This window comes from Spirillospora sp. NPDC052242 (assembly GCF_040679555.1).
Lineage (GTDB): Bacteria > Actinomycetota > Actinomycetes > Streptosporangiales > Streptosporangiaceae > Spirillospora.
Map to the genome: position 1 here is coordinate 141,552 of NZ_JBFAUZ010000017.1, position 11,614 is coordinate 153,165.

At 71.7% G+C, this 11,614-nt stretch carries 12 protein-coding genes; 7 read left to right on the top strand and 5 right to left on the bottom strand.

The genetic code is table 11. The features are described 5' to 3' along the window. Nucleotides 1–1,155, bottom strand: coding sequence for a quinolinate synthase NadA (gene nadA / locus AB0L25_RS16550; RefSeq protein WP_500172812.1), 1,155 nt, complete (start codon nucleotides 1,153–1,155; stop codon nucleotides 1–3). A gap of 235 nt (nucleotides 1,156–1,390) precedes the next feature. On the opposite strand from nadA, the gene AB0L25_RS16555 reads away from it, so the two are divergent. Beyond that, a complete protein-coding gene (locus AB0L25_RS16555; RefSeq protein WP_378306032.1) occupies nucleotides 1,391–1,753 on the top strand; it encodes a HesB/IscA family protein in 363 nt (120 codons plus the stop codon). A 184-nt stretch (nucleotides 1,754–1,937) separates the two neighbouring features. Continuing rightward, nucleotides 1,938–2,924, top strand: a complete 987-nt coding sequence (locus AB0L25_RS16560; RefSeq protein WP_500172815.1) for a carbohydrate kinase family protein — start codon at nucleotides 1,938–1,940, stop codon at nucleotides 2,922–2,924. 76 nt (nucleotides 2,925–3,000) lie between these two features. Here the strand turns inward: AB0L25_RS16560 and AB0L25_RS16565 are convergent, their stop codons facing one another. Together AB0L25_RS16565 and AB0L25_RS16570 are read right to left on the bottom strand one after the other, a co-directional pair. After that, complete coding sequence (locus AB0L25_RS16565) at nucleotides 3,001–3,309, bottom strand: sulfurtransferase TusA family protein (RefSeq protein WP_500172817.1); 309 nt, start codon at nucleotides 3,307–3,309, stop codon at nucleotides 3,001–3,003. Between the two features lie 64 nt (nucleotides 3,310–3,373). Next, entirely contained in the window at nucleotides 3,374–4,522 is a 1,149-nt protein-coding gene (locus tag AB0L25_RS16570; RefSeq protein WP_500172819.1) for a cysteine desulfurase family protein, read from the bottom strand. Nucleotides 4,523–4,686: 164 nt separating this feature from the next. Here AB0L25_RS16570 and ctaC point away from each other — a divergent pair, with 164 nt between their 5' ends. The 4 genes from ctaC to AB0L25_RS16590 all read left to right on the top strand — a co-directional run bounded on the left by ctaC (nucleotide 4,687) and on the right by AB0L25_RS16590 (nucleotide 8,980). Next, complete coding sequence (gene ctaC, locus AB0L25_RS16575; protein ID WP_500172821.1) at nucleotides 4,687–5,487, top strand: aa3-type cytochrome oxidase subunit II; 801 nt, start codon at nucleotides 4,687–4,689, stop codon at nucleotides 5,485–5,487. Beyond that, complete coding sequence (gene ctaD / locus AB0L25_RS16580; protein WP_500172823.1) at nucleotides 5,484–7,172, top strand: aa3-type cytochrome oxidase subunit I; 1,689 nt, start codon at nucleotides 5,484–5,486, stop codon at nucleotides 7,170–7,172. Before ctaC ends, ctaD begins: the two co-directional genes overlap by 4 nt. A 3-nt stretch (nucleotides 7,173–7,175) precedes the next feature. After that, a complete protein-coding gene (locus tag AB0L25_RS16585) occupies nucleotides 7,176–7,586 on the top strand; it encodes a cytochrome c oxidase subunit 4 (RefSeq protein ID WP_500172825.1) in 411 nt (136 codons plus the stop codon). Nucleotides 7,587–7,720: 134 nt separating this feature from the next. Continuing rightward, nucleotides 7,721–8,980, top strand: coding sequence for a L,D-transpeptidase (locus AB0L25_RS16590; protein WP_500172827.1), 1,260 nt, complete (start codon nucleotides 7,721–7,723; stop codon nucleotides 8,978–8,980). Between the two features lie 6 nt (nucleotides 8,981–8,986). On the opposite strand, the gene AB0L25_RS16595 is transcribed toward AB0L25_RS16590, so the two are convergent. Further along, complete coding sequence (locus tag AB0L25_RS16595; RefSeq protein WP_500172829.1) at nucleotides 8,987–10,399, bottom strand: M48 family metallopeptidase; 1,413 nt, start codon at nucleotides 10,397–10,399, stop codon at nucleotides 8,987–8,989. Then, nucleotides 10,396–11,286: a hypothetical protein gene (locus AB0L25_RS16600; protein WP_500172831.1), complete on the bottom strand. Its 891-nt coding sequence runs from the start codon at nucleotides 11,284–11,286 to the stop codon at nucleotides 10,396–10,398. The genes AB0L25_RS16595 and AB0L25_RS16600 overlap by 4 nt, the downstream gene beginning before the upstream one ends. Before the next feature lie 73 nt (nucleotides 11,287–11,359). Here AB0L25_RS16600 and AB0L25_RS16605 point away from each other — a divergent pair. Continuing rightward, the coding region (locus tag AB0L25_RS16605; RefSeq protein ID WP_500172833.1) for a hypothetical protein at nucleotides 11,360–11,614 on the top strand (255 nt) is incomplete at its 3' end.

Here is an 11,614-nt window from a genome sequence, read left to right on the forward strand (position 1 = left end):
CTACGGCAGCGCGAGCATCTGGTCGAGGGCGAGGCGGGCGTAGTGCGCGGTCTCCTCGTCGACCCGGATGACGTTCTCGACCTCGTCCCGCGCGAGCGACTCCAGCGACCGCACGAGGTGCGGCAGGTCGATGCGGTTCATGGTCGAGCAGTAGCAGACCGTCTTGTCCAGGAACATGACGTTCTTGTCCGGGTGGGCGTTCGCCAGCCGCCGGACGAGGTTCAGCTCGGTGCCCACCGCCCACGACGTCCCGGGCGCGGCCGCGTCGAGCGTCTTGATGATGTACTCCGTCGAGCCGATCAGGTCGGCGGACGTCACCACCTCGTGGCGGCACTCGGGGTGCACCAGCACGTTCACGCCGGGGACGCGCGCGCGGACGTCGTCCACGGACTCCTTGGTGAACCGGCCGTGCACCGAGCAGTGCCCGCGCCAGAGGATCATCTTGGCGTCCCGCAACTGCCCGTGCGTCAGGCCGCCCTCCTTGCGGTGGGGGCTGTAGACGACGCAGTCGTCCAGCGAGAAGCCCATCTCCAGGACGGCGGTGTTGCGGCCGAGGTGCTGGTCCGGCAGGAACAGCACCTTCTTGCCCTTCGCGTACGCCCAGTCGAGCGCGCGCTTGGCGTTGGACGACGTGCAGACGACGCCGCCGTGCCGTCCGACGAACGCCTTGATGTCGGCCGACGAGTTCATGTACGTCACGGGGACCACGTCGTCGGCGACGCCCGCGTCCTCCAGGACGTCCCAGCAGTCCTCGACCTGGTCGAACGTGGCCATGTCGGCCATCGAGCACCCGGCGGCGAGGTCGGGCAGCACGACCCGCTGGTGGTCGGCGGTGAGGATGTCGGCGGACTCCGCCATGAAGTGGACGCCGCAGAACACCACGTACGGGGCCTGCGGGCGGGCCGCGGCCTCGCGGGCGAGCTTGAACGAGTCGCCGGTGACGTCGGCGAACCGGATGACCTCGTCGCGCTGGTAGTGGTGGCCGAGCACGAACACGCGGTCGCCGAGCGCGGCCTTCGCGGCGGCCGCCCGCTCGACGAGGTCCGGGTCGGAGGCCGGCGGAAGCTCGCCGGGACAGTCCACGCCGCGCTCGCTGGCCGGGTCGGTACCGCTGCCGAGCAGCAGCAGGGGCAGGTCGCGCACCGGTGTGCTCACGAGGATCTCCCTCCAGGCGACCGTACTTATCGTCGCTTTGACGACTAATGATGGCACATCCGGCGGGGTGCGCCGATGTGACGTAGAACGCACACCGGGGAGATGTTCAAGACCGCCCGGAAGCGGAATGGCCTTGTGGCGAGGTACGTTGTCCTACGGGAAGGGGCGTACGCGTCCTCACAGGACAAGCGGAAATCGCCGCATCGCGGCGCAGCGAGACCCGGGAGCTGAACACATGACGGTTTCAGGCGAGACCACGCAGGAGACCACGCAGCAGGGCGTCGTCCTCACCGACGCCGCCGCGGAGAAGGCCAAGGGCCTGCTCGAGCAGGAGGGCCGTGACGACCTTGCGCTGCGTGTCGCCGTGCAGCCGGGCGGCTGCTCCGGCCTGATCTACCAGCTCTTCTTCGACGAGCGCGAGATGGACGGGGACCAGATCCAGGACTTCGACGGCCTGTCGGTGCGCGTCGACCGGATGAGCGCGCCCTACCTCACGGGCGCCACCATCGACTTCGTCGACACCATCGAGAAGCAGGGCTTCACGATCGACAACCCGAACGCCTCGGGTTCCTGCGCCTGCGGCGACTCCTTCAACTGAGGCGTCCGCCGCACGGCCGAGGTGCGCACGGCCTGGAGGGACGGCCGGACGATCTGCACGATCGTCCGCGCCGTCCCTTTCCGTTCGTCCCCCGAGGTGACCGGCCGCCGCTGCAAGTAGGCTTTCCCAGTCTGAAACAGCCGGTGAACCAGCCGGACGACGACCTCGACGAGGAGAGCGACGCGTGCGCATCGCCGTGACCGGTTCCATTGCGACCGACCATCTGATGACCTTCCCGGGAAGGTTCACCGACCAGCTCCTTCCCGACCAGCTCGATCGGGTGTCGCTGTCGTTCCTGGTGGACGATCTGGAGATCCGCCGCGGTGGCGTCGCCGCCAACATCTGCTTCGGGATGGGCAGCCTCGGCAAGGAGTCGATCCTGGTCGGCTCGGTCGGCGACGACTTCGCCGACTACCGCTCCTGGCTCGACCGGCACGGCGTCGACACCGCCTCGGTGCACGTGTCCGAGCTGCACCACACCGCCCGGTTCCTGTGCAACACCGACCAGGACCAGAACCAGATCGCCACCTTCTACGCGGGCGCGATGAGCGAGGCCCGCACCATCGAGCTGCAGCCGGTCGCCGACCGCGTCGGCGGCCTCGACCTGGTGCTGGTCAGCCCGAACGACCCCGAGGCGATGCTGCGGCACACCGACGAGTGCCGCACCCACGGCATCCCGTTCGCCGCGGACCCGTCCCAGCAGCTCGCCCGGATGGACGGCCCGGACGTGCGCCGCCTCATCGACGGCGCCGCGTACCTGTTCACCAACGAGTACGAGAAGGCGCTCTGCGAGGAGAAGACCGGCTGGTCCGGCGAGGAGATCCTCTCCCGCGTCGGCGTCCGCGTCACCACGCTCGGCGCCAAGGGCGTCGTCATCGACCGTGAGGGCCAGGAGGGGATCCACGTGCCGTGCGTCCCCGTCTCCTCCATCGTCGACCCGACCGGCGTGGGCGACGCGTTCCGCGCCGGCTTCCTGTCGGCCCTCGCCTGGAACCTGCCGCTGGAGCGCGCCGCGCAGGTCGGCAACGCCATCGCCGCGCACGCCCTCGAGGCCGCCGGCCCGCAGGAGTACACGCTGTCCCGCCAGGCGTTCCTGGACCGCTTCGCCGCCGCCTACGGCCCGGAGGCGTCCGCCGAGGTGGCCCCGCACGTCACCTGCCCGAACCCGTAACGTCCGCGCGGACCGGCCGCGTCCCCACCGGGGGCGCGGCCTTCGCGCGTCCGGGGCGGGGCCGGGGCCGGCGGGGTCAGTACGTCCGGCGGATGTGGAAGCCCCAGCCGCCCTGCGCGAGGGTCTCCTCGCGGACGAAATCCTGCGACTTCATCCGGCACCAGGCGGGGACGTCGGTGCGGGCGGCCGGATCGTCGGCGAGGACGGCGATGACCTCCCCGACCGGCACCTCGCGGATCCGCTCGGCCAGCATGATGATCGGGATCGGGCACTTGCGGCCCAGCGCGTCGATGACGAGCGCGGGCACCGGACCGGACGGCTCGGGCGCGGCGGGGACGGGCGCGGCCGCCGGCCGCCGGTTCTTGGCGCGGCCTCGGAACCTCATGGGCGGGACCGCCTCCCTGTCTCGGGGGTAGTGGGGGTGCCGGGGGAAGGAGTCGCGGGGCGGATCACTGCGGGGTCACTCCCAGGTCGCCGCGGAGCCGGGCGACGGTGCCGGGGAGCACCGACAGGAAGCGCTCGACGTCCGCCGCCTCGACGTCACGAGGCAGTGATACCCGCACGTTCCCATGGGTCAGCACTCCCATCGCCTCCAGCACATGACTGGGACGCAGCGTATCCGCCGTGCACGAACTCCCCGACGAAACCGCGAAACCCAGCCGGTCCAGTTCGGTGAGCAGCGCCTCGCCCGCCACGTACAGGCAGGAGAAGGTGACCAGGTGGGGCAGCCGCCGGACCGGGTCGCCGACCACCTCGACGTCCGGGACGGTCCGGGGCACCTCCGCGCGGATCCGTTCGACGAGCGCCGACAGCCGCGCCGCGTCCGCCGCCATGTCCACGTGCCGCGCCTCCAGCGCCGCGGCGGCGGCGACCGCGCCGGGCACGTTCTCGAACCCGGGGACGCGGCGCGCCTCGCGCTCGTCGTCGGGCAGCGGGGAACGCCACCGCGTCCCCTTGCGGATCGCGAGCACCCCCACCCCGGCGGGCCCGCCCCACTTGTGGGCGCTGCCCGCCAGCAGCGACCAGCCCGCCGGGACGTCCGCGCGCCCGAGCGACTGCGCCGCGTCGGTGAACAGCGGGACGCGCGCCGCCCGGCAGTGCTCGGCGACCTCGGCGAGCGGCTGCAGCGTGCCGACCTCGTGGTTGGCCGACTGCAGGCACGCCAGCGCGGTGTCGGGGCGCAGCGCCGCCGCGAACTCGGCGGGGTCGACGCGGCCGGCCCGGTCGACGCCGACGGCCGTCACCTCGCCGCCGTCCCGCTCGTGCAGTTCGGCGGCGTGCAGGACGCTGGAGTGCTCGACGGCGCTCACCACCAGGTGGGAGCCGACCCGCCGCCGCGCCCGCAGCCCCCCGAGGACGGCCAGGTGGACGGCCTGCGTGCCGGACGACGTGAACGACACCTCGTCGGGCCGGACGCCGAGCACGCCCGCGACACGCGCACGGGCCCGGTCGAGCAGGATGCGGGTGCCGCGCGCCGTACCGTAGAGGCGCGCGGGATCGGCCCAGGCCGAATCGAGCGCGTCCAGCAGCGCGGCACGCGCCGCGGGGTGCGGCGGTTCGGTGGAGGCGGCGTCGAGATAGCCGCTGCTTCCGGCCATGGCGGAACACTAACCGGGCACCCGATCGGGGGTGCGCGCGACCCTCGCGCTAGGGTGTCCAACGCACGTGTAACAGCAGATCTACACCGCCCGGCCGACCGGGCTTTCATCCGTGGGGAAGGCATTCCGTGAGTCCGACCCGCTCTAGGGAGCGGCGTACGCCTGTGCGCAGTCGCCGCGCAATCACAAGCGCCGGCGCGCTAGGGCTGCTGGCGCTGACCGCCACCGCGTGCAGCGGTGAGGCGGCCCGCCTCGGCATGCCCGAGCCGATCAGCATCCAGGGCGAACGCATGCTGAGGCTCTGGCAGGGCTCCTGGATCGCGGCGTTCGCCGTCGGGGCCGTGGTCTGGGGCCTGATCATCTGGGCTGTGGTGTTCCACCGCAAGCGTTCCGACGACCTGCCGCCGCAGGTCCGCTACAACATGCCGATCGAGATCCTCTACACGGCGGTCCCGTTCGTCATCATCGCGGTCCTGTTCTACTTCACGGCGCGCGACCAGAACTTCGTCGAGAAGACCACCGACGATCCGGACGTCGTCGTCGACGTCACGGCGTTCCAGTGGAGCTGGCAGTTCGACTACGTCGAGAACGGCCAGAGCGTCGCCACCGTGGTCGGCCAGCCGGTCGCCCCGAACGGCCCGGCGCCCGCCAAGCCCGTCATGACGATCCCGGCGAACGAGAAGATCCGCGTCCGGCTGCACGCCAACGACGTCATCCACTCGTTCTGGGTCCCGGCAATGATCTACAAGAAGGACGTCATGCCGGGCTACACCAACGAGTTCGAGTTCACCGCGAACAAGCTCGGCACCTATGAGGGCCGCTGCGCCGAACTCTGCGGTGTCGACCACAGCCGGATGCTGTTCCAGCTGAAGGTCGTCACGCCGGAGCAGTACGACAAGTTCATCGCCGACGCCAAGGCCAAGAAGCAGGCCGCGTCGACCCAAGCCGCGGGGGGTGCCAATTGACGACGATCAGCAAGGCACCGAGCGCGCCGGTCTCCGCGTCGCGGACGAGCAAGGGGCGGATCATCGCCTCGTGGATGTCGTCCACCGACCACAAGACGATCGGCTACCTCTACCTGATCACGTCGTTCTTCATGTTCCTGATCGGCGGCGTGCTCGCCCTGGTCATGCGCGCCGAGCTGTACAAGCCGGGGCTCCAGGTCGTCAGCAACGAGCAGTTCAACCAGCTGTTCACCATGCACGGCACGATCATGCTGCTGATGTTCGCGACCCCGCTGTTCGCCGGCTTCGCCAACGTGGTGATGCCGCTGCAGATCGGCGCGCCGGACGTCGCGTTCCCGCGGATGAACATGCTGGCGTACTGGCTGTTCCTGTTCGGCAGCCTGATCGTCCTCGCCGGGTTCCTGACCCCGAACGGCGCCGCGAGCTTCGGCTGGTTCGCCTACGCCCCGCTGTCGAACGCGGTCCGCTCGCCGGGCATCGGCGGTGACATGTGGGTGCTCGGCCTGGCGATGTCGGGCTTCGGCACCATCATGGGCGCCGTCAACTTCATCACCACGATCCTGTGCATGCGCGCGCCGGGCATGACCATGTTCCGGATGCCGATCTTCACCTGGAACGTCCTGCTGACCTCCATCCTGGTCCTGCTCGCGTTCCCGGTGCTGGCCGCCGCGCTGCTCGCCCTGGAGGCCGACCGGAAGTTCGGCGCGCACGTCTTCGACGCGTCGCACGGCGGTGCGCTGCTGTGGCAGCACCTCTTCTGGTTCTTCGGGCATCCAGAGGTGTACATCATCGCCTTGCCCTTCTTCGGGATCGTGACGGAGATCCTCCCCGTGTTCAGCCGCAAGCCGGTCTTCGGCTACGTCGGCCTGGTGTTCGCCACCATCAGCATCGCGGGCCTGTCCGTCACGGTCTGGGCGCACCACATGTACGTGACCGGCCAGGTGCTCCTGCCGTTCTTCTCGTTCATGACGTTCCTCATCGCCGTACCGACGGGCGTGAAGTTCTTCAACTGGATCGGGACCATATGGAGAGGCCAGTTGACCTTCGAGTCACCGATGCTCTGGTCTCTCGGCTTCCTCGTCACGTTCCTGTTCGGCGGCCTGACCGGCGTCATCCTCGCGTCGCCGCCGATGGACTTCCAGCTGTCCGACTCCTACTTCGTGGTGGCGCACTTCCACTACGTCGTGTTCGGCACCGTGGTGTTCGCGATGTTCGCGGGCTTCTACTTCTGGTGGCCGAAGTGGACCGGCAAGATGCTGAACGACCGTCTCGGCAAGGTGCACTTCTGGCTGCTGTTCATCGGCTTCCACGGCACCTTCCTGGTCCAGCACTGGCTGGGCGCCGCGGGCATGCCCCGCCGGTACGCCGACTACGCGGCCGAGTTCGAGGGCCTGAACGTGGTCTCGACGATCTTCTCGTTCATCCTCGGCGCCTCGATGATCCCGTTCTTCTACAACGTCTACATCACGTGGAAGAAGGGCAAGCGCGTCGAGGTGGACGACCCGTGGGGCTACGGGGCGTCGCTGGAGTGGGCGACGTCGTGCCCGCCGCCGCGGCACAACTTCAACTCGATCCCGAAGATCCGGTCCGAGCGGCCCGCGTTCGACCTGCACCACCCGCACGTGGGCGCGAAGGGCGAACTGGCCGGCGCGTCCGGCGGCTCGGCCGTCTCGAAGGGAGACTGACCGATGCGCGTTCAGGCGTTCATGTTCTACGGCTGCGCCGTCTTCTTCCTCATCACCGACATCGTGTACTGGTACTGGTCGAAGGACTGGACGGGGACGACCGCGCTCGCGCTGTCGATCGGCCTCGCCGGCCTGATCGGCTTCTACATCCACTTCACGGTGCGGCGCCTCGAGCGGGCCAACGCGGGCCCGCTGTACGAGGACGACCCGGAGGGCGAGATCGCGGACGCGGCCGGAGAGCTGGGCTTCTTCAGCCCGCACAGCTGGTGGCCGCTGTACATCGGCCTGTCGGCCGCGGCGATCACGCTGGGCCTGGTGTTCGGCTGGTGGCTCGTGATCATCGGTACGGTCGCCATCATGATGTCGGTGATCGGCCTGGTCTTCGAGTACTACCGGGGTCATTTCGCCCACTGATCGGTAAAAACCGCCCATGAAGGGCCGGTATCCGGAATTTCCCGGGTACCGGCCCTTTCACATACTGGGCGTCGCTCCAGCGACCGGGCCGGAGCGGACGAAATGGGCGCCCAGGTGAGACCGGGGGGTCCACAGTGCGGTTTCGTTGCTCAGGACCGAGGGACCGGGGACGGCGGGCCGTCGCCCTGCTCGTCGGCGTCGGCGCGGCGGCGGCCGCGGGATGCACGGCCCAGGACGAGCCGACGGCGCGGTCCGTCGAGCTCACGGTGTCGCCGCGCCAGGGCGGGACGGTGGCGCCGGACGTGCCGATCGCCGTCCGGGCGGAGCGCGGCACGATCGCGGACGTGACGGTGTCGACCGGCGGGACGGCCGTCGACGGAAGCCTGACCGAGGACGGGACGGCGTGGCGGTCCCGCTGGGCGCTCACGCCCGGCAAGACGTACACGGTCTCCGCCACGGCGCTCGGCGAGGACGGGCGGAGCCGGACGGTGCGGAGCGAGTTCACCACCGCGGCGGCGGAGAAGACGAACCCGATGACGCTCGAGGCGCCGTACGACGGGGAGACCGTCGGCGTCGGCATCCCGATCGTCATGAACTTCGAGGAGCCGGTCAAGGACAAGGCCGAGGTCGAGCGGGCGCTGGTGGTGCGCGCGAACAAGCCCGTCGAGGGCGCCTGGCACTGGGTCGACGACCAGCAGGTCGTCTTCCGCCCGAAGGAGTACTGGCCCGCGCACACCAAGGTGACGTTCCAGGCGCACCTGGCCGGCGTGAGCACGAGCAAGGGCGTGTACGGCGGCAAGAACCACGACGTCGCCTTCACGGTCGGGGACTCCCAGATCAGCACCGCCGACGAGGACTCCCACAAGATGGTCGTGAAGGTCAACGGCAAGAAGGTGCGCACGGTCCCGACCAGCATGGGCGACGGGACGGAGCGCAGGTTCACCACCACCAACGGCATCCACGTGGCGATGCAGAAGGACGACCCCGTCACGATGACGTCCTCGTGGATGGGGATCGCGCCGGGCAGCGCGGGCGGGTACAGCCTCGTCGTGGACGACGCCGTGCGGATCTCCGACAGCGGCGAGTACGTCCACAGCGCGCCTTGGTCCGTCGGCAGCCAGGGGAACTCGAACGTCAGCCACGGCTGCATCAACGTGAGCCCGTCCAACGCCGAGTGGTTCTACGAGATGACGATGCGCGGCGACCCGATCATCGTCACGGGCAGCGACCGGGAGCTGGAGCCCTACAACGGGTGGAGCTACTGGCAGATGGACTGGAAGAAGTGGGTGAAGGGCAGCGCGCTGAAGCGGTCCGTGAAGATCGGGCCGAACGCCGACCCGGCGAACCTGGCCGCGCAGGCCGACAAGCCCGCCGGGCGGCCGGCCGGGAGCTGACCGGGCTCAGCCGCCGGAGCGCGGCGGCGGGACCCGGACGCCGTGCAGGCGCGCCCAGTCGCGCGCCCTCGCGATCCGCTCGGGTCCCGCCGGGTGCGTCATCCACAGGAACCGCTCGACGGGGTTCGGGCTCAGGTCGGAGATGTTGCGCACCGACAGCTCGTGCTGCATCGACACGAACGTCGCCGGGTCGCGGGTGAGGTCGAGGGCGTGGACGTCCGCCCGCGCCTCGATCCGGCGGCTGACGAGGTTCTGCACGGGCGCGGCGAGCTGCATCGCGACCGCCAGCAGCGCCACGACGAGCGCGACCGACCGCGGGTCCGCGGCCCCGCCCCGCGCGGCGTCCGCCCGTCCGTCCGCGGCGGCGTGCGCGCCTTCGCCCTCGCCCTCGTCGCCGGTGTCCGCGGCGTCGGCGCTCCGGCCGCGCGGGACGACCCCGGCGCGGCGCAGCAGCCGCGGCGACGTCATCAGCGGGTACAGCAGGCACACGCCGCCCGCGACGGCGAGCGCCCCCACGAGCGTCCCCCACAGCACGTCCCCGTCGTCGGCGTGGCCCAGCTCGTGCCCGACGATGGACTCGACCCGCTCCGGCGGCGACTCCAGCAGCGTGTCGTACAGGACGATCCGGCGCGTCGAGCCGAACCCGGACACGTAGGCGTTCAGCGAGGTCGTCCGGCGGGACGCGTCCGCGACGAGGACGTCCTCGACCGGGACGCCGTCGCGTTCGGCCATCGCCAGCAGGTCGGTGCGCAGCCTTCCCTCGGGCAGCGAGTGGAACCGGTTGAAGACCGGCTCCACCACCACCGGATACGCGAACGACGCCGCGACGACGAGCGTGAAGCCGCCGACGGCCGCGCCCGTCCACCAGTAGCGGGGGAAGCGGCGCACCGCCGCGTACAGGAGCAGCAGCACGAGCCCGTAGACGGCCCACGTGAGCCCGAGGGACTTCAGCTCGTCCACGAACCACGCGGACCAGCCCTGCGTGGACAGCCCGTAGTCGCGCAGCACCGTCTCGCCCCAGACGTCGAACGGCAGGCCGGCGAGCCACAGCAGCGTCGTCACCGCCACGGTGGCCGTGAGGACGCGCAGCGGGCGGCGCGGCACGCGCGCCGTCGCGAACCGGATGAGCCGCGCCCCCAGCGGCGTCAGGCCGAGGAGGAGCACCACCGCGAGCCCGGCGGCGAGTCCCGCGTACGCGGGCGGGTTGATCGCGGAGTCGAACGCGGCGCTGCGGGCGATCTCGGCGGGGGAGTAGTCCGCGGACGGGTCCGGCGCCGTCCGGCCGCCGGGGACCGGGCCGGGCAGCGGGTTCCACGGGGTGGTCAGGGCCAGGACGGTCCCGACCGCGGCGAACAGCGCGGCGGCGGCGACGGTCGCGGCGATCCGGGGGCGCCGCAGCCGCCCGTCCTGCTCGCTCACGTGAGCTCCTTCGTCAGGTAGGCGCGCCACTCCGCGGTGAAGCGGTCCGGGGTGAGCCCCAGCTCCTCGCGCAGCACGGTCTCCAGGGGGGTGCGCCCGGCGGCCCGGTAGAGCCGGACGAGCGTCGCCTCACCGTACCGCTCCGCGATCATCCGGCAGGCGAGCCAGGACTCCTGGTACGCCTGCGACAGCCGCCGCGCGTCCCCGGCGAAGTCGTCCGGCGCGGGCAGTCCCGCGGGCACCCGCCCGGCCGCCACCTCGCGGCGCAGCTCGGCGGCGGCGTCGCGGACGCCGATGCCGGCGCCGCGGTACCCGACGTAGTCGGCGAACCCCTCGATGAGCCACAGCGGCGTCGTGTCGTCGCGGGCGCCGCCGGTCGCGACGTGGGTCAGCTCGTGCGTGAGGACGACCCGGCGGCCGAGGTCGTTGAGGCGGCCGAACGCGGCGGGGGACACGACCACGCGGTCCCGCCCGCCCTTCCCGCCGGGGCCGGGGGTGACGGCGGCGAGCGCGGCGAACGACGCGACGTCCGTCCCGGCGCCGGCGAGGTCTCCGGCCAGGGCGGGGTCGGCGGGGGCGAGCGCCACCGCGCGGCGCGCCCAGCCGGTGCCGACGACGTCGGTGACGGCCGGCACCGCGGCGTCGAGCAGCGCGGCGAGGTCGTCCAGCCCGGTCGTGTCGCCGATGACGAGGCTCGTGGCGCCCGCGGCGACGGCGAGCGGCCCGGCGTCCCAGATCGCTGCGTCGTCGGCGAACCCCCGGGCCGCGCCGTCGCCGGTCACGGCCCACGCGCCGGAGCGCGGCGCGAACGTCAGCTGGCGGACGCGCGCGGCGTCGCCGTCGTCGAAGCCGCGGAACCGGTAGCGGGTCTCGACGCGGACGACCACCGCGTCGCCGTCCTCGTCGAGGCGGGGGTCGACGATCTCCTCGCGCCAGCCGCCGAGCGGGAGCCGGCGCAGGTTGTCGAAGCGGCGCGCCTCCGCGGCGCGGAATCCGGCGGGCGCGGCGGCGACGGTCGCGAGGAACGCGGCGCGGTCGCCCGACCGGACCGCCTCCGCGCGGCGCGCGAGGACGGCCGCGGCGCGCGCGGGCTCGAACGGGCCCGCGGCCCGCGCCGTGCCGTCCGTCCGGCCGGGGGCGCTCGGCGAGCGCCTGCTCGTACTTGATCGTCGCGCCGATCCCGGCCCGCTCGAAGCCGAGCGCGGTCATCGCGAC

What these genes read in the sequence shown, in the direction of transcription:
- AB0L25_RS16555 (WP_378306032.1), top strand. Translation starts at nt 1,391, where the DNA reads ATGACGGTTTCAGGCGAGACCACGCAGGAGACCACGCAGCAGGGCGTC.
- AB0L25_RS16565 (WP_500172817.1), bottom strand. Translation starts at nt 3,309, where the DNA reads ATGAGGTTCCGAGGCCGCGCCAAGAACCGGCGGCCGGCGGCCGCGCCC.
- AB0L25_RS16570 (WP_500172819.1), bottom strand. Translation starts at nt 4,522, where the DNA reads ATGGCCGGAAGCAGCGGCTATCTCGACGCCGCCTCCACCGAACCGCCG.
- AB0L25_RS16585 (WP_500172825.1), top strand. Translation starts at nt 7,176, where the DNA reads ATGCGCGTTCAGGCGTTCATGTTCTACGGCTGCGCCGTCTTCTTCCTC.